Annotated in this window: 16 protein-coding genes; 9 read left to right on the top strand and 7 right to left on the bottom strand. The window is 65.6% G+C overall.

The genetic code is table 11. From position 1 onward, the window contains the following. Positions 1-11: 11 nt before the first annotated feature. Positions 12-881 carry a LysR family transcriptional regulator gene (locus POS17_RS12030; protein WP_060838752.1) on the bottom strand — a complete coding sequence of 290 codons (870 nt, stop codon included), beginning with the start codon at positions 879-881 and terminating at the stop codon, positions 12-14. A 137-nt stretch (positions 882-1,018) separates the two neighbouring features. On the opposite strand from POS17_RS12030, the gene POS17_RS12035 reads away from it, so the two are divergent. The 5 genes from POS17_RS12035 (at position 1,019) to POS17_RS12055 (ending at position 5,937) form a co-directional block, all read left to right on the top strand. Next, positions 1,019-2,077, top strand: coding sequence for an agmatine deiminase family protein (locus POS17_RS12035; protein WP_060838753.1), 1,059 nt, complete (start codon positions 1,019-1,021; stop codon positions 2,075-2,077). Then, positions 2,074-2,982: an N-carbamoylputrescine amidase gene (gene aguB, locus POS17_RS12040; RefSeq protein ID WP_060838754.1), complete on the top strand. Its 909-nt coding sequence runs from the start codon at positions 2,074-2,076 to the stop codon at positions 2,980-2,982. The genes POS17_RS12035 and aguB overlap by 4 nt, the downstream gene beginning before the upstream one ends. A gap of 1 nt (position 2,983) precedes the next feature. Next, entirely contained in the window at positions 2,984-4,105 is a 1,122-nt protein-coding gene (locus tag POS17_RS12045) for an extracellular solute-binding protein (protein ID WP_082729858.1), read from the top strand. 125 nt (positions 4,106-4,230) lie between these two features. Further along, on the top strand, positions 4,231-5,349 hold the full coding sequence (locus tag POS17_RS12050) for an agmatine deiminase family protein (protein WP_060838755.1): 1,119 nt from the start codon (positions 4,231-4,233) through the stop codon (positions 5,347-5,349). 129 nt (positions 5,350-5,478) lie between these two features. Next, positions 5,479-5,937 carry a GNAT family N-acetyltransferase gene (locus POS17_RS12055; protein WP_060838756.1) on the top strand — a complete coding sequence of 153 codons (459 nt, stop codon included), beginning with the start codon at positions 5,479-5,481 and terminating at the stop codon, positions 5,935-5,937. Positions 5,938-6,857: 920 nt separating this feature from the next. On the opposite strand, the gene POS17_RS12060 is transcribed toward POS17_RS12055, so the two are convergent. After that, a complete protein-coding gene (locus POS17_RS12060) occupies positions 6,858-7,799 on the bottom strand; it encodes a class I SAM-dependent methyltransferase (protein WP_060838757.1) in 942 nt (313 codons plus the stop codon). Between the two features lie 266 nt (positions 7,800-8,065). Continuing rightward, entirely contained in the window at positions 8,066-9,001 is a 936-nt protein-coding gene (locus POS17_RS12065; RefSeq protein ID WP_060838758.1) for an ankyrin repeat domain-containing protein, read from the bottom strand. A gap of 301 nt (positions 9,002-9,302) precedes the next feature. Here POS17_RS12065 and POS17_RS12070 point away from each other — a divergent pair, with 301 nt between their 5' ends. Beyond that, complete coding sequence (locus POS17_RS12070; protein WP_060838759.1) at positions 9,303-10,658, top strand: MATE family efflux transporter; 1,356 nt, start codon at positions 9,303-9,305, stop codon at positions 10,656-10,658. 145 nt (positions 10,659-10,803) lie between these two features. On the opposite strand, the gene POS17_RS12075 is transcribed toward POS17_RS12070, so the two are convergent. The 3 genes from POS17_RS12075 to POS17_RS12085 all read right to left on the bottom strand — a co-directional run bounded on the left by POS17_RS12075 (position 10,804) and on the right by POS17_RS12085 (position 13,265). After that, on the bottom strand, positions 10,804-11,853 hold the full coding sequence (locus POS17_RS12075; RefSeq protein WP_060838760.1) for a 3-oxoacyl-[acyl-carrier-protein] synthase III C-terminal domain-containing protein: 1,050 nt from the start codon (positions 11,851-11,853) through the stop codon (positions 10,804-10,806). 666 nt (positions 11,854-12,519) lie between these two features. Continuing rightward, a complete protein-coding gene (locus POS17_RS12080; RefSeq protein WP_060838761.1) occupies positions 12,520-12,849 on the bottom strand; it encodes a DUF2834 domain-containing protein in 330 nt (109 codons plus the stop codon). Positions 12,850-12,863: 14 nt separating this feature from the next. Next, entirely contained in the window at positions 12,864-13,265 is a 402-nt protein-coding gene (locus POS17_RS12085; protein ID WP_060838762.1) for a DUF6713 family protein, read from the bottom strand. A gap of 144 nt (positions 13,266-13,409) precedes the next feature. On the opposite strand from POS17_RS12085, the gene POS17_RS12090 reads away from it, so the two are divergent. Both POS17_RS12090 and POS17_RS12095 read left to right on the top strand, forming a co-directional pair. Next, entirely contained in the window at positions 13,410-13,862 is a 453-nt protein-coding gene (locus POS17_RS12090) for a GNAT family N-acetyltransferase (protein ID WP_060838763.1), read from the top strand. 26 nt (positions 13,863-13,888) lie between these two features. Then, positions 13,889-14,710 (top strand): helix-turn-helix domain-containing protein, encoded by an 822-nt coding sequence (locus POS17_RS12095; protein WP_060838764.1) that lies wholly within the window; start codon positions 13,889-13,891, stop codon positions 14,708-14,710. A gap of 137 nt (positions 14,711-14,847) precedes the next feature. On the opposite strand, the gene POS17_RS12100 is transcribed toward POS17_RS12095, so the two are convergent. Next, entirely contained in the window at positions 14,848-15,222 is a 375-nt protein-coding gene (locus POS17_RS12100) for a DUF2784 domain-containing protein (RefSeq protein ID WP_060838765.1), read from the bottom strand. A gap of 217 nt (positions 15,223-15,439) precedes the next feature. Here POS17_RS12100 and POS17_RS12105 point away from each other — a divergent pair, with 217 nt between their 5' ends. Beyond that, the gene (locus tag POS17_RS12105; protein WP_231979027.1) at positions 15,440-16,468 is read left to right on the top strand and encodes a hypothetical protein; all 1,029 of its coding nucleotides are present in this window, start codon (positions 15,440-15,442) and stop codon (positions 16,466-16,468) included. Positions 16,469-16,482: the final 14 nt, after the last annotated feature.

Raw genomic sequence — 16,482 nt, forward strand, 5'->3', positions numbered from 1 at the left:
GCAGCCGCCGCTCATGGCTCGGCCGGGGCTTGCAAGGCGCCCAGCAGCCACTCGCAGAAGCTGCGGGTCAGCGGGCTGCCTTCGCTGTCGCGGTGAATCAGCCAGGCCCAGGTCGGGCCGCGTACGCTCTGTTCGCACAACGGTGCCAGCAAGCCCTGGGCCCGGGCCTGCTGGGTCAGCAGCTGGCTGACCAGGGCAATGCCGTGGCCTGCGCAGGCGGCGTCCAGCAACAGGCCCGGGTCGGAGAAATTCAGGCCGTTGCTGCGCTGGCCAATGTCGGCGCCGCCTTCCACCAGCCAGTGGCTCCAGTCCATCTCCCGCTCGCCATGCAAGGTGGTGCGCAGCGCCTCGGGCTGTGCCAGCAGGCTGGGGTGGCAGGCCGGGTACAGGCGATCGCTGTACAGCTCCAGGTAGCTGCATTCGGCCTGGGCGCTCAGGTCGTCGCGCAGGGTCAGGTCGATGGTCTGGGTGCTCATGTCCGGCGGTTCGAAGCTGGTGAACAGCCACAGGTCGACTTCCGGGTGCAGGCGATGGAATTCCCCCAGGCGCGGCAGCAGCCAGTGGCGGGCGAAGGCCGGGCTGGTGTTGACCACCAGTTGGTTGGGCTTGCGGTACTGCTCCAGGCGGCGGATGCCCACCGCCAGCTGTTGCAGCAGCGACTGGGTGGTGCTGCGCAGGTCGTGCCCGGCGTCGGTGAGGGTGACGCTGCGCCCGCTGCGGTAGAACAGCGGTTGTTCGAGATAGCTTTCCAGGCTGCGGATCTGTTGGCTGATGGCCGATTGCGTGAGGTGCAGCTCCTGCGCTGCCTGGTGAAAACTGCCCAGGCGTGCAGCGGCTTCGAAGCCGCGCAGGGCGTTCAGTGGAGGCCAGTGTTTCAACATGATTGATAAGCCCTGCTAATCAGAAATGGGCTAAATCTATCGTTTGTTGCCGTTTTTTCAAAGCCATAGCATGGGCGCCAAGGATCGACAGCGTTGTTCGATTGATAACAAAACCTTACTTGAGAGGTTCAAGGCTCATGCTCAGCAATGACACTCAATACCCCGCCTGGAGGATGCCGGCCGAGTGGGTTACCCACGCCGCGACCTGGATGGTCTGGCCACACAACCAGGGTTTGTGGGAGTCGGTCTGGGGCGTGACCCTGGCCGAGGTGCAAGCGGATTTCGCCCGGGTGGCCAATGCCATTGCGCGCTTCGAACCGGTGAAGCTGGTGGTGGACCCGGCCGCCCTGGACAGCGCCCGAGCGCTGTGCGCCGGCAATATCCAACTGGTCGTGCAACCGGTGAACGACAGCTGGTGCCGCGACTCCGGCCCGACCTTTATCGTCCATCCGCAGCAGGGGCTGGCCGGCGTCAGCTGGCGCTTCAATGCCTGGGGCGACAAATCGGCCCACGACCTGGACCGCAGCCTGGCCCGGCGCCTGCTCGACGATCTGGGGCTGGACTGTTTCGGTACGCCCCTGGCCAATGAAGGCGGGGCCATCCACGTGGACGGCGAGGGCACCCTGATCACCACCGAATCGGTGCTGCTCAACCGCAATCGCAACCCGGGCCTGAGCAAGGCCGAGATCGAGGCGATCTTCCAGCGCCTGCTGGGGGTGCAGAAGACCATCTGGCTGCCGGGGGACCCGGACCATGTCACCGGCGACATGACGGACGGCCATGTCGACGGGATCTGTGCCTTCGCTCGCCCGGGCGTCTTGCTGGTGGACGCGACCCGCGATCAGGACTCGGTCTACGCCGAAGTGGTGCGAGAGAACCGCCGCGCGCTGGAGCTGGCCCGGGATGCCCGGGGCCGCCGTTTCGAACTGATCGAGCTGTTCGAGGCCAGTGCCGCGGTCAACAGCCAGGCCGAGGTGTTCTGCGCCTCCTACACCAACTTCTACCTGGCCAATGGCGCGGTGATCATGCCGGCCTATGGCATCGCCGCCGACGAGGAAGCGGCCCAGGTGCTGGCCCGGGCCTTCCCCGGGCGGCAAGTGGTGCCGGTGCGGATCAACCATCTGGCCCATGGCGGCGGTGGCGTGCATTGCATCACCCAGCAGCAGCCGCAGTGGCCGCTGGAGGTGCAGGCATGAGCCGGTTGATCGTCGCCACCACCCAGATGCCCTGCACCTGGAACCTGCCGGGCAACCTCGAACGCGCCGAACAGCTGGTGCGCGAGGCGGCGGCCCGCGGTGCCCAGGTGATCCTCCTGCAAGAGCTGTTCGCCACCCCGTACTTCTGCATCGAGCAGCAGCACCGCCACCTGGCGCTGGCCGAGGAATATGCCCAGAGCCAGGTGCTCCAGCGTTTCGCCGCCCTGGCCGGGGAGCTGGGGGTGGTGTTGCCCCTGAGCTGGTTCGAGCGGGCCGGCACCGCCTATTTCAATTCCCTGAGCGTCGCCGATGCCGACGGCCGCCTGCTGGGGGTGTACCGCAAGACCCATATTCCCAACGCCGTGGGGTATCAGGAGAAGGAGTACTTCAGCCCCGGCGACAGCGGTTTCCGGGTCTGGGACACGGCCTTCGGCCGACTGGGCATCGGCATCTGCTGGGACCAGTGGTTCCCCGAGACCGCCCGCTGCCTGGCCTTGCAGGGCGCCGAAGTGTTGCTGTTTCCCACTGCCATCGGCAGTGAGCCGGGCAGCGCCGGCCTGGACTCGCGGGACCACTGGCAGATGACCATGCGCGGGCATGCCGCGGCCAACCTGCTGCCGGTGGTGGCGGCCAACCGCGTCGGCCATGAAGTGGCAACCAGCGACCCGACCTTGCACATGGATTTCTACGGCTCGTCGTTTATCTGCGACCACAAGGGCCGGCTCCTGGCCGAGGCCGACCGCGATAGCAGCGGGGTCCTGTTGCAGCCCCTGGACCTGGCGGCCATGGCCGAGGAGCGCCGCACCTGGGGCATCTTCCGCGACCGCCGGCCCGAGATGTACGGGCCGCTGCTGAGTCTTGACGGGCAACACCTTCATTCACGCTGGAACGGCCGGGAGGCATGACATGCGAACCATAGGCAAGCGCGGCAAACGCCATTGCGCCATCGTGCTGGCCCTGACCCTGGCCGCGCTCCAGGCCCAGGCCGACCCCGAGGACAAGACCCTGCGCCTGTACAACTGGGCCGACTATTTCGCCGCGGACACCCTGGCGCGCTTCACCGCCGAAACCGGAATCAAGGTGATCTACGACGTGATGGAAGGCAGCGAGGTGCTGGAGGCCAAGCTGATGACCGGCGGCAGCGGCTACGACCTGATCTTCCCCGGCGATACCGTGGCCGAGCGCCTGATGCGTGCTGGCAGCCTGCAGCAGCTGGACCCGAGCAAGCTGACCGGGCAGGACGACATCGAGCCCGGCCTCAAGCGCCTGCGGGCCCAGTACCCGCGCGCCAGCCAGGCCACGGTGCCCTATACCTGGGGCACCATCGGCCTGACCTACAACGCCCGGCAGATCGCCCAGCGCCTGCCCGATGCGCCGGTCAACAGCCTGGACCTGCTGTTCAAGCCGGAGCTGGCGGCGCGCTTTGCCGATTGCGGGATCTCGCTGATCGATTCGCCGGACGAAGTGCTGGCGGTGGCGCTCAACTACCTGGGGCGCGACCCGCGCAGTGCCCGGCCGGAGGATCTGCAGGCGGCCAGCGAACTGCTGGGCAAGCTGCGACCGTATATCCGCAAGTTTCAGTCGCAGCCGGTGACCGACCTGGTCAACGGCAACCTGTGCCTGTCCCTGGGCTACAGCGGCGACATGACCCAGGCCCAGCGCGCTGTCGATGCGGCGGGCAAATCGGTCGAATTCCAGTACCGCATTCCCCGGGAGGGCACCACGGTGTGGATGGACACCCTGGCGATCCCCAAGGATGCCCGGCACCCGGAGTACGCCTATGCCTTCATCAACTTTGTCACGCGGCCAGAGAACATGGCGGCCATCAGCAACTTCACCGGCTACCCCACGGCCAATGCCAAGGCGCGGCCGGCGGTGGATCCGCAGATGCGCAACAACCCGGATATCTACCCGGATGACGCCACCTTCGAACGCCTGATTCCCGGCCGCGACATCCCTCAGGCCGACATGCGGGCGCGCATGCGCACCTGGACCCAGTTCAAGACGGCCACCGCTGCCCGCCACTGACCGGGCGCCGTGCGCTTCGCCGACAAGCCGGCTCCTACACTGCCTGGTAGGAGCCGCTCTGTCGGCGAAGGCCCGCGTCGCCCCCGAACCCTTTCATGCAGAACCTTCGACAAGAGAACCGCCCAATGCCCACTCGACGTCAACTGATCAAACAGGCCTCGCTGCTGGCCGGTGTCGCCGCCATGACCACCCTCGGCCTGGGGCCGCGCAGTGTCCGGGCCCGCGAGCAGGACAACGCCTACCTGCCCGATGAAGGCGAGCCCCAGCAGCGGGCCTTCATGGCCTTCGGCGCCCAGGACGCCATCTGGGAGGATTTCACCGGCGACGTGCAGCAAGCCCAGGGGCGCATTGCCCGGGCGATTGCCGCCTATCAACCGCTGACCCTGTTCTGCCGCGCGCAGGAGCGCGGCCTGGCGGAGCAACTCTGCGGCTCGCACAACATCACCTTTGTCAGCACCGAGCTGGACGACATCTGGATGCGCGACATCGGCGCCAACTTCGTCGTTGATGCCCAAGGCGGATTGGGCGCGGTGGATTTCAACTTCAATGGCTGGGGCAACAAACAGCGCCACGCCAAGGACGCCCGACTGGCGCGGCAGATGGCCGACGCCGCCGGTGCCCGCTACTGGCGCAGCGAACTGGTGGGCGAGGGCGGCGGCATCGAAGTGGACGGGCACGGCACCGGGATCATGACCGAAAGCAGCTGGATCAATGACAACCGCAACCCTGGCTGGAGCAAGGCCGAGGTCGAAGAGGAACTCAAGGCTTGCCTCGGCCTGCGCAAGATCATCTGGCTGCCGGGGATCAAGGGCCACGACATCACCGACGCCCACGTCGACTTCTACGCCCGCTTCGTCAAACCGGGGGTGGTGGTGGCCAACCTGGACAACGACCGCGAATCCTACGACCACCAGGTGACCCTCAAGCACCTGGAGATCCTCCGATCCGCCCGCGACGCCGACGGCCGTGCGCTGCAGGTGCACACCCTGTCGCCACCACTGAACCCGCGACAGAACCGCTTCAGCCGCGATAACCCGGATTTCGCCGCGGGCTACATCAACTACTTCGTGATCAACGGCGCGGTGATCGCCCCACAGTTCGGCGACCGGGCAGCCGACGCCAAGGCCCACAGCCTGCTCGCCAGCCTGTACCCCGGGCGACAGATCATCGCACTGGACATCGACGCCATCGCGGCAGGCGGAGGCGGGATCCACTGCGTGACCCATCAACTGCCCGAGGTTTGAGGCAGTCCATGAAGTGGTCTGGCAATGGTCAGTGAATTGGCCTGATCAAACCCGCCACTCAGGCATTAACCTGCGCGCTCTTCAATGACCGGGGCCGATCCCGGTGTGGATGATCAAGAGGAGCGCGCAATGAGCGATCAACAACCTGCGGTGACGGTACGGGCGATTCAGCCAGGGGATTACCAGCAATGGCTGCCGCTGTGGCTGGCCTATCAGGATTTCTATCAGGTGACGCTGAGCGAAGAGGTCAGTCGCACTACGTTCGAGCGTTTCCTTGATACGCAGGAACCGATGTATTCGGCTGTGGCGGTACAGGGCGATGAAGTGATCGGCTTCGTCAACCTGGTGGTGCATCGCTCGACCTGGGCCGTCAGCGACTTCTGCTACCTGGAAGACCTGTACGTGGCCCCGTCGATTCGCGGCAGCGGGGCGGGGAAACTGCTGATCGAGTGGGTGCAGGCGTTGGCCCGGGAACGGCAGTGTGGGCGGTTGTATTGGCATACCCAGGAAAGCAACGAGCGGGCGCAGCGGTTGTATGACTGGGTGGCGTACAAGCCGGGGGTTATTGAGTATCGGATGGAGTTGTAAGGCGGGGGGGGGCTGGTGGCTGGTGTTAGGGGGGAGTACATATCCGTTGCTGCAGTAACGGCGGCTGGCGGTTTCGCTCTTGCAGCGAGTGGGACGGTGTACATATCCGTTGCTGCGGGTGCGGCCACTTAGGGTTTCGCCCTTACGGCGACTTACTTTTTTCAAACGCCAAAAAAGTAAGCAAAAACGCTTGCCCCTCCATACGGCCCCTCGCTGGGGCTCGGGGTTCCCTCGCTTCGGCATTGCTCCGGGGGCCCGCCGCCAACCGGCCATCCATGGCCGGGTGGCGGCTAGCTCGGCATCCCTGCCGAGCTGCCCCCTACGCAACGCCTGCGCTCGGCCTGCTGGGAAGGGGCCTGAAGATCAAGATCAAGATCAAAAGCCAAGGTGCGCAGGCCGGCTCCTTGTAGCCGCTGCCGAAGGCTGCGAACGAGCGCTCGCGCTCGCAAAACCAGGCGGCGCGGTGGTTCAGGAACATTGGGGAGGCAGGTTTAGCGTCTCCTGCGGAGCCGGTCGCAGCCTGCGGCAGCGGCTACATGTAACGCGAACGGCAATGAAACAGGTCGGCCGGTAGGCCGCCGTCAGATGTTGATCTTGATCTGGTTTTTGATCTTCCTGCCCCCTTAAACACGATGGCCGAACGCAGGCATTGAGCCGTGGGTAACCCGGCAGGACGCCGGGTTAGCCGCACTGGGCCATGGATGGCCCATTGCGGCGGCCCACGGATCAATGCCGGAGTTCGGGCATGCCGAGCCTAGGCGAGGCACCGAGTGGAGGGGCAAGAGCCTTTGGTTACTTTGGGCTCTTTCCAAAGTGACTCGCTGTAAGAGCGAAACCCTAAGTGGCCGTGACCGCAGCAACGGATATGTACCCGATCAACCGAGCCACAAAGACAAAACCCCCTGCCGCCCAATACCTCCCTATTGCCCCTGACGAAACACCAGCGCCTTGAGCCCGCACTGCGGATCGGCATCCGGAAACTCCGGCGGATTCTCCAGTCGCTGTTCAAAGCGCAACCCCGGCGCCGCTTCTGCCATCCCCTCCAGGAGAAAGTCCACGCTGAACGCCGGGTCATTCATGCACGCCAATACGCAACCATTGGCCGTCAGCAGTTCCGGCAAGCGCCGCAGCACCCGCGCATAGTCCTTGCCGAGGACAAAGCTGCCTTTCTGGAACGACGGCGGGTCAATGATCACCAGGTCATAGGGCCCCCCTTGCTTGACCTTGCTCCAGGACTTGAACAGGTCATGCCCGAGGAAACTCACCCGGCCAGTGTCGTGGCCGTTGAGCCGATGGTTGTCGCGACCACGGCTCAGGGCCGCCCGGGACATGTCGAGGTTCACCACTCGCTCGGCACCACCGGCAATCGCCGCCACGGAAAAGCCGCAGGTGTAGGCAAACAGGTTCAGGACGTTCTTGCCCTGGGCGTTGGCCCGCACCCAGTTGCGTCCATAGCGCATGTCGAGAAACAGCCCGTTGTTCTGCTTGCTGCCCAGGTCCACCTGGTAGCGCAGGCCTTCCTCGGTGATGGTGCAGCTGTCAATCGCCTCGCCCAGCAGCCATTCGCCACGGCTGTCGGGCAGGTAGCGGTGTTGCAGCATCAGGCTGCGGGCGCCGCTGGCGGCCCATTGCGGGGTCGAGCCCAGGTCGGTCAGCAGTTGCTGCAAGGCGGCCAGTTGCCCGGCCTCGGGCTCCTTGAACAGCGACACCAGCAGCACGCCCTGCAACCAGTCCACGGTCAGTTGCTCCAGCCCCGGCCAGCAACGGCCGCGGCCATGGAACAGGCGCCGGGTTTCGGTGGGCGCGGCGGCCAGGGCGGTCAGCAAGTGCTGGTTGAGGGTGGCGAGGGCGAGAGGTGTCATCAGCAGGGCCGGTCATTTTTCGGGGGCGGCATTTAACCACGGGCGGGGCGATATCCGCCAACCACGAGCCTGGCCCGCTGTGCGCGGTGGATGGACTGCGGCCGGCCGCCGGTCCATCACCGCGGTCGGCCGGTCATGGTTGTGCCAGCTGTTTTCCACCCGGTAGACGCTGCTCGCAGGCAAAGCGGCTGTTGTCCCGGCCCTGCTAGCAGGCCAGGGCAAAGGGGTGGCCTTCGTCGTTGAAGTCCTCGTCGCCGAGTTTTTCATCAGAGAGGGGCGTTTGCCCATTTCTGGGTGCCGGCCAGGCGGCGTTTGACGCTGTCGATCCGCCATTGCCCGGCGACCTGCTTGAGCAGGAAACGGTGTTCGTAGCACAGCGCCCGAATGGCCGGGTCGCGGATCAGCACTTCAGCCTGGGCGGGCTTGAGCCGTTCGCAGCCGAGCAGTTCATCGGCGGGCGAATAGGTCGTGGGAAAACCGTAGGACGCACGCGGATAGGCCCGCGGGCGCTGGGTGCAGAAGCGTTCGATGAGCTGTTGCGGTTCGGCCCAGAAGCCGGAATCGAGCGCTTCGTGGCCCGCGGCATTGCCACGTTGTTCCCAGGCGGCCACGGCCAGGGTATAGGCGCGCACCTGAGTGACCGGGTCGACACTGCAGTCGCCATCCTCCGGCGGCTCCGGCCAGGTCAGGTGAGGGGCGGGCGTGGGGGGCGGTGGCGCTCCAGCGCCGGCCTGTTCGAGCAGTTGCATGATCCGGGCATGGGACTTTTCTTGGGCCAGGGACCAGGCGTTGCGCTGCTGAAAGTCCAGCGGCCGGGGATCGGCGCCAGCGTTCAGCAGCAAGGCCACCATCGCTTCGTGGCCGGCCTGGGCGGCGTTCATCAGGGCCGTGCGTCGCAGCTCGGGGGAGGCTTGTTCGAGTGCGGCGCCATGGGCAATCAGCAGCTCGGCACAGGCCAGGTCGCCCTGGCTCGCGGCCCAGGCCAGCGGGCTGTAGCCCAGGGCCTTGCACGGCTGCTGCACATTCGCGCGGCGCTCCAGCAGCAGTGCCACGGCGGCCGAGTGGCCGGCGATAGTGGCGGCCAGCAGGGCCGTGCGCCCGGTGCTCTTGTGCTGCCATTCAAGGTCCGCGCCAGCGTCCAGCAGGCGGTTGAGTGCAATGAGATCGCCACGTGCGGCAGCTTTTTCCAGGAGGTGGGACACGGTCGGGAATCCATTCGGTGAGGGGGAGCGGCGGGCAATGGTAACGCCGCAGGGCAGGGGCTGCCACGCCTGCACCCTGGGGCGGGTGCAGGCCGGGGAGCGCCCGGCCCCGAGCCGCTTGAGGGCCAGGTGCGCGGGCGGGTGGTAGTCGAGGTCAACCGCTGATATAAACCTCAGGCCGCCGCACTGCCGGAATACCCCGCGCGGCCTTCTTCGCAGCACTGTCCATGACCGACGCGAGCTCCGCGCTGCGGAGGTTCTTCGCGGCCCTTTGTCGTCTTGATCCGAGGTTGCCTGTTCCATGTCCATTCCCGCTCAGCGCCCGCTCTGGCAGGTGTACCTGATCTTCCTCTTGCCCATGGTGCTGTCGAACTTCCTGCAGTCGTTTTCCGGCACCCTCAACGGCATCTACATCGGTCAGATGCTGGGGACCCAGGCGCTGGCCGCGGTATCGGGGATGTTTCCCATCGTGTTCTTCTTCATTGCCCTGGTGATCGGCCTGGGGGCGGGAGCCTCGGTGCTGATCGGCCAGGCCTGGGGCGCCCGGGAGCCGGGCACGGTCAAGGCGGTGGCCGGCAGCACGCTGTTGCTCGGCGCGCTGATCGGGCTGTTGGGGGCGGTGCTGGGCATGCTGTTCGCCCGACCGGCCTTGCAGGGCCTGGGGACACCGGTGGATGTGCTGGACGATGCGGTGGGCTACGCCCGGGTGATGATGCTGATTATGCCGTTGCTGCTGGTGTTCGTGCTCTTCACTCAGTTGCTGCGCGGTGTCAGTGACACCCTGTCGCCATTGCTGGCGCTGATCGTCTCGACCCTGGTGGGCCTGCTGCTGACCCCGGCGCTGATTCGCGGCTGGCTGGGGTTGCCACCGATGGGCATCCAGAGCGCGGCGTTCGCCGGGCTGGTGGGCAATATCCTGGCCATGGGCTTTCTGGTCTGGCGCCTGAGCGGCCGGGCACACCCGCTGGCGCCGGACCGGGCGCTGTTCGCGGCGATGAAGCTGGACCGGGCAATCCTCGGCAAAGTGCTGCGCATCGGCCTGCCCACCGGGGTGCAGATGGTGGTGATCTCGCTGTCCGAACTGGTGATCCTGGCCCTGGTCAACCGCCACGGCTCCCAGGCCACGGCGGCCTATGGCGCGGTGACCCAGATCGTCAACTATGTGCAGTTTCCGGCGCTGTCGATCGCCATCACCGCGTCGATCCTCGGGGCCCAGGCCATCGGTGCCGGACGCCTGGAGCGCATCAGTCCGATCCTGCGCACCGGGCTGGCGATCAACCTGTGCCTGACCGGCGCCCTGGTGTTGCTCGGCTACCTGATTTCCCACTGGCTGCTGGGGTTGTTCATCATCGATCCGACGGCCCTGGTACAGGCCGGGCATCTGTTGCACATCATGCTCTGGAGCATCCTGGTGTTCGGCTTCCAGGCGGTGGTGGGCGGCATCATGCGCGCCAGCGGCACGGTGCTGATGCCGGTGGCGATCTCGATCTTCTGCATCCTCGGGGTGCAGGTGCCGGCGGCCTATCTGCTGGATGCGCACTTCGGCCTGCAAGGGGTGTGGATGGCCTTCCCGGTGGCCTACCTGAGCATGCTGGTGCTGCAGGTCTGCTACTTCAAGCTGGTCTGGCGCCACAAGCAGATCCAGCGCCTGATCTGACAGGCAAGCGCGGCGGGCGGGATGCAATGCGCGACGTGCCGCAGGGCAGCGGCACGTCGCGCGAGGCGTATCTGGCGAACTGATCAGGGGGGGCAGCGAGGTTCAGCCGCGTCACCCCCCCGATCGAGAGGCTGGCCGTGGCGCCTTACAACCGGAACGAAAGGGCAGAAAAGACCATCCCGCCACTTCCCGCCCAGCCCATGCAGAACTGGTCTTGCTCAGCGTTGCCCCGGCTGATGGCGTCGTAAATTCCATAGGGAATGGACGCCGTAATGATATTGCCGGTTTTATGCCCGACATGATGCAACTTGTGATCAATGCCGATCAGTTCACCAATGTGTTCCCACATTTTTGGCGAGCCGGTATGAATGAACACTTTATGGATGTCCGCGCCGCTGACCTTATGCATGTTGAACACTTTTATGGCTTCATTGCGACCATCTTCATGCAAGGCAGCCGCGTAGGAGTTGAACTGATACTGCCCGCCGGTCGGTGCAATGCGCGGAGTATCTTCTTCATTGCAAAACAGCTTCCAGTCCGGCAGGGAAATGGTCGACAAGTCGCTGAGATCGGGGCGGTTGATATAAGAGAACTTGAAGTTTCCAGGCGACTCATTGCTGAGAATGGTGACTGTTGCCGCCTCACCGATGGTGAAACTTGGGAACTTGTACGCCAATTCCGACGGAGACTGCAAAGAGAAGTTCTTCGGCATCACCGGCCCGCCGTCAGACATGCCGAATTCCATGTTGATAATGGCCGCGTAGCGTATCTCTCCGGCTTCCATCTTGCTGTTGATCACATCCATGGCGGTCACCCAGCCGTTGCAGGCGTCGACCACGTCGAAGTTCCTGCAGTTCAGGCCCAGGGCCTTGGCCATGAAGGTGCTGTTGGCCGGCTCGATGAAGCCCCGGGTAACGTTGGGATAGATCAACAAGTCCAGGTCGGCCTTGTTGATATTGGCCTGGGCCAATGCCGAGTCAAAGGCTGCGGTCATCAGGTCCATCGGTTTTTCTCCGGCGGCCAACCAATGCCGGGTTTCGATGCCGCTCTTGTCGAGCAGTTTTCCGATGGTCTTCAGGGTCTTGGGCAAGTCATCCTGAAAGGTGTTTTTCGAGTGTTCTTCAACCAGATCAAGAACATCCTGGTTAGTAACGATTCGCGAAGGAAGAATTCCTGAAAGTCCTACAATTTTCATACAACATCCTTGTTTGAAATGTTCATCCGTAACGATGACGGGGTGAGCGAAAACACTCGTTAATTGCATGCCAAGAGCGAACTTCTGTCGTTGAAAGACGCTCGTTGTCAATGGCTGGCAAGCCTTCCTCAGTTGCACTAGTTGGAGGAAGCACATATTTCTAGCACAGAAAGTTTGCAGCGCAAGGCCGTCTATTGAATTTATTTTTAATGTTGCTTAGTTGAGGGTTTAGTGCGGGTGATGTTCAAGTAGTGCAAAAAATAAAGGGCCCGATACTGTATCTTTGAACGGACTTGGTTCATGACTTGCATCAATGGTTGTTCAACCGAGTGGTTGACCTGGACGACGCTTGGCGAGCAAGTCGCCACACTTCGAACGGCCTCCTGGTCTGAGGGCAACGGCTCTGAACGCCCTGGATCTCAGGCCTGGCCGTGCCGGGGTTCGGCAACCGCTCTTGCAGTGCATGGCCGCGTTGGAGCGATCGGAGCCTGGGGCGGCCGCGGCTGTCCTCTCGAGGGCTGTCCATGAATCATGGGCCATCCTCGCGCCGCCGATGGGGGGTGCCGTTCAATCCCGCCGGCACGGGCCAGGCGCTGGGTCGGTTCGGAGGGCCCACAGGATCATTCGTCACCCGGCCTGGATACCGATCCGCGGGTGGCCGGGGCTTCAGCGTCTCCGGCCCGGCAGCGCTGAAGGGCGACGCCAACCCTGGACCACGAGGTACAGCAGCGGTCCGATGGAAACGAACACGGCGGTCAGCAGCAGATAGGGCAGCACCGAGCGGACGGAGCGGCCGCGGCGGCGGGCGTCGTTGAGCATCCAGGCCGAGGCCAGCAGCGCCATCAGGTACAGGTCGATCACCACTTGCGCGGTGTCGGGCCGCGACAGCAGTTGCACACCGAATTGCAGCAGCGACTGCTCGGCCTGGAGCAGGGTGAACAGGGTGTAGCCGCTGAAGGCCAGCAGGGCCAGGAGTGCCGGGTAGGGGCGGTGCATGCTGAAGTCCTCGATCAGTCCGTGAGCGGGAGGGCGGCCTGGCGGTCGCGCCGGCCCAGGTCGACCAGCAGGTAGAGCAGCCCGGCGCCAGCGCAAGCGAAGATCAACGCCTGGGACAGCGGCGACTCGAACCGATACAGCGGATGCTCGCGCAGGTTGAAGTGCAGCCCGGCGTGGACCACGGCGAATCCGGCCAGCAGTCGCCGGCTGCTGCGGCGCACGGCGGGACGCGAATGCCCGGTGAGCCCGATCAGCGCGACCACCAGGGGGACGTGCAGGGCGATGAACAATGCCTGCCCCAGCGCCGGATCGAGGTGGCGCAAGCCATACAGCAGGCGCCACTCGGACTGGGCCACGGCATCCAGCTCATGCCCGGCGAACAGGGCCAGACAGAGCGTCCAGAGGGTGTTTTTCACGGTGAAACTCCTTGAACGGCGACAGGCCAACAGGCTAAGTGGCAGGCCCGTCGTCACTCAATGACCTCACAGGTCATAGACAGCAGGGCGGCCGATCCTGTCAGATGCGCCCGTATGACGATCACCTTCAAGGAGCGAGCAGTGATGAGCGAACAGTCCCCCGACCCGACTGCACAGCGGATGATCCGCAAGGCCCGGCCCGAGGATGTGCCGGCCATGCTCGGCTTCGATGCCTATGCCAGTGCCCATCCCGAGCGGGGCCGGGCGCTGCAGTGGGCCGTCGAGCAGGGCCAGTGCTGGGTCGAGGTGCAGGGCGCCCGGGTGCTGGGCTACGTGCTGCTGAGCCATGATTTTTTCGACCACGGTTTCGTCTCGCTGGTGGTGGTGGCCGCCGATCAGCAGCGCCAGGGCGTGGCCCTGCGGTTGCTGGCGGCGGCGCAGCAGGCCTGCCTGAGCGACAAACTGTTCATCTCCACCAACCGCTCCAACCGCGCGGCTCAGGCACTGATTGCCAAGGCCGGTTTCCAGCCCAGCGGGGTGGTGGAGAACCTCGATCCGGGGGATCCCGAGCTGATCTATTTCAAGTCGCTGCGCTGACCGCCCCGTACAGGATGACCCGAAGCATGTTCGAAACCCTTGCACCTGCCGCCGTCGACTCGCTGTCCGTGGGCCAGTGGTTGCGCCAGTTGCGTCAGCAGGCGCGCTTGAGCCAGCTGGAGCTGGCATTGCAGGCCGGCATGTCGCAGCGCCACCTGAGCTGCGTCGAGACCGGTCGCGCGCAACCCAGCGCGCAGTTGCTGCACAGCCTGCTGAGCACCCTGGACACCCCGCTGCACACCCGCAACCGGGTGTTGCTCGCCGCCGGCTACGCACCACGCTACGCCGCCCTGGCGTTGGACGATCCAGGGCTGGAACCGGTGCGCATGGCCCTGATGCACCTGCTCAAGGCCAACAACCCGGCGCCGGCCATTGTCATCGACAGCCTCTGGCAGGTGCGGGCGGCGAACCACGCCACCACGGCCCTGTTTCAGCTGTTGGGGTTGCCGTTGCAGGCGCTCGAGGAGGGTTTCAATCTGTTGACGACCCTGTTGGCGCCCGGCGGATTCGGCGACTGCCTGATCAACGCCGAGGAGATCCGCCAGGTGGCCTGGCAACGGGCCGCGCGGGAGGCCGCGGGGGAGCCGGGGCTCGCGACCTTGCTGGCGAGCCTGCCGTGTCCGGGGCAATCAACCCCCGCTCCGCAACTGGCCGCGCCGTTGCTGCTGACCCGGGTCCGCGGGCCCCAGGGCGAGCTGCGTTTTCTTTCCACCTTCACCACCTTCGGCATGCCTCAGGACATCACCGTGGCTTCATTGCGCATCGAGCACCTGATCCCCGCCGACGACAGCACCTGGCAGGTCCTGACCCGGGCTTGCGCACGCCTGGCCGAGCTTGAGCCGGGCTAGGTCGCCAGGGCCCGTGCCCGTTGCGTCAGACAACAGCAGCCGGTGCTGCGCCGCCATTGGGCGGATCAGCTCGCGGGCGGCCCAGGGGCGCAAACGGGCCGCACACTTGCGCCTTGCCGCAGGCCGGCAGCGCCGGTTCAGGCGTGGCGGCTGCGAGCCCAGCGCCGGCTCAGATAGACATAGACCGAAAGGTTGACCAGCAGCACCAGGCTGCCCAGCCACAGCTGGATGCCGGGGGTCAGGCCGGCGGGGTAGATCAGCGGTATCAGGTAGTGCTCGATGAACCCGGCGCCGTAGCCGTCCTGGCCGGCGGCATGGCGCAGCAGGTTTTCCCAGCGGGTCAGCGGGCATTCCAGGTGCAGCACTTCCACTGCCACGCCCCAGGCCGCGGCCGGCAGGTGCAGCAGCATCAGCCGCGGATAACGCAGCACCAGCAGGCCGCCCAGGAGTACGAAGACGATAAATGACAGGTGAAACAGCACCAGGCTGTCGGCGGCGATGCGGTAGAGCATGAGGGTTCCTTGGCGAGGGGCGGGTCCGTGGCGCGAGCGCCGGGGGGCAATATACCGGGGGAGAGCGGGGGCTGGCAGTGTTTCTTCACAGGGCAGGAAAAAGCCCGGTGCGAGGTGAGGGGCACGGCTTGCGGCCACTGTCGCGAGGCTACCTATACTGCGGGAACGCCATGGCGCTCTGTGGAGGCTGGCGCGGCTAATGCGGGAGGAACTTGCCTTGCGGCGATCGATGCTCTGCTGGCGCCATTGGCTGCTGGCGCTGTTGCTGGCGCTCGCCGGCTGCGCCCAGCGCCCGCCCGCGCCTGCGGTGCCGACCGCGGTCAGCCCGGCCACTTGGCGTTCGGTCAACAGCGAGCTGCTTGAGGCTTCCCGTAGCGCCACCGCCCAGGCCGAAGTCTACGCCCAGGGCTCCATGGAGCACTGGCGCACCCGGGTCTACCAGCAGACCGACGAACAGTTCATTCCCTGGTTCAGCGGTTACTGGACCCAGGAATGGCTGTCGCTGAAGGTCGGCTGGTATTCACTGAACAATCGGGGCGATACCGGGCAAGCCTCCAGGCGCCTGGCCGCCTACCTGCAGGAGCAGTACCAGGAGCGGGTGCTGGCGCCGGTGGCGCTGGAGATCGATGCCGACGAGATCGCCGGCGAGGCCATGGAGTTCTATGTGCAGTTGCTGCGCCAGCAACTGGCGCAGATCGGCCACCGCTACCAGCTGCCGGCGCCGCAGCTGGACCAGCACCTGGGGCAGGTCCTGGCCATCGACCTGGGGCCGGCCGCCGAACAGCGCGCCTCCTTGACCCAGCTGCTGCGGGTCGAGCCCATCGCCCGCTTGCCCGCCTACGGACCGTTGTTGCAGCAGCTTCGCGGAGCAGCGGCGGTCGAGCGCGACTCGCCGGCCCCCGGGGTGGCCCAGGTGGCACAGGTGACCAGCGACAAACTCCAGGCCCAGTTCGCCACCCGCGGGGTCGCCGGTGCGGTGGCGGCGGCGGTGGGGCGGGTGGCCGGTGCGTTGATCTCGGTGGGGGTGGCCGGAGTCCGGGCTCTGGTCCAGGACCATGACCGGGAAGGCTTGCAGGCCCAGACCCGGCGGGACCTGGGGGCGGCCTTCGACCAGGCCTGGTCCCGGCAACTGCATGACCCCGAGCATGGGGTCATGGCTGGTGTGTATTACCTCGGCCGGCAGATCGAAAGCCAGTTGCAGGCCCCCGTGGCGGGTGAGGACCCGGCTGGCGGCCGCTTGCCCTGAGCGCGCCGTGGTGG

It is taken from the genome of Pseudomonas sp. Os17 (assembly GCF_001547895.1).
GTDB lineage: Bacteria > Pseudomonadota > Gammaproteobacteria > Pseudomonadales > Pseudomonadaceae > Aquipseudomonas.

Bases quoted from the DNA above. Each gene is read 5' to 3' on its own strand.
- POS17_RS12030 (WP_060838752.1), bottom strand. From the start codon at position 881: ATGTTGAAACACTGGCCTCCACTGAACGCCCTGCGCGGCTTCGAAGCC.
- POS17_RS12035 (WP_060838753.1), top strand. From the start codon at position 1,019: ATGCTCAGCAATGACACTCAATACCCCGCCTGGAGGATGCCGGCCGAG.
- aguB (WP_060838754.1), top strand. From the start codon at position 2,074: ATGAGCCGGTTGATCGTCGCCACCACCCAGATGCCCTGCACCTGGAAC.
- POS17_RS12045 (WP_082729858.1), top strand. From the start codon at position 2,984: ATGCGAACCATAGGCAAGCGCGGCAAACGCCATTGCGCCATCGTGCTG.
- POS17_RS12050 (WP_060838755.1), top strand. From the start codon at position 4,231: ATGCCCACTCGACGTCAACTGATCAAACAGGCCTCGCTGCTGGCCGGT.
- POS17_RS12055 (WP_060838756.1), top strand. From the start codon at position 5,479: ATGAGCGATCAACAACCTGCGGTGACGGTACGGGCGATTCAGCCAGGG.
- POS17_RS12060 (WP_060838757.1), bottom strand. From the start codon at position 7,799: ATGACACCTCTCGCCCTCGCCACCCTCAACCAGCACTTGCTGACCGCC.
- POS17_RS12070 (WP_060838759.1), top strand. From the start codon at position 9,303: ATGTCCATTCCCGCTCAGCGCCCGCTCTGGCAGGTGTACCTGATCTTC.
- POS17_RS12075 (WP_060838760.1), bottom strand. From the start codon at position 11,853: ATGAAAATTGTAGGACTTTCAGGAATTCTTCCTTCGCGAATCGTTACT.
- POS17_RS12080 (WP_060838761.1), bottom strand. From the start codon at position 12,849: ATGCACCGCCCCTACCCGGCACTCCTGGCCCTGCTGGCCTTCAGCGGC.
- POS17_RS12090 (WP_060838763.1), top strand. From the start codon at position 13,410: ATGAGCGAACAGTCCCCCGACCCGACTGCACAGCGGATGATCCGCAAG.
- POS17_RS12095 (WP_060838764.1), top strand. From the start codon at position 13,889: ATGTTCGAAACCCTTGCACCTGCCGCCGTCGACTCGCTGTCCGTGGGC.
- POS17_RS12100 (WP_060838765.1), bottom strand. From the start codon at position 15,222: ATGCTCTACCGCATCGCCGCCGACAGCCTGGTGCTGTTTCACCTGTCA.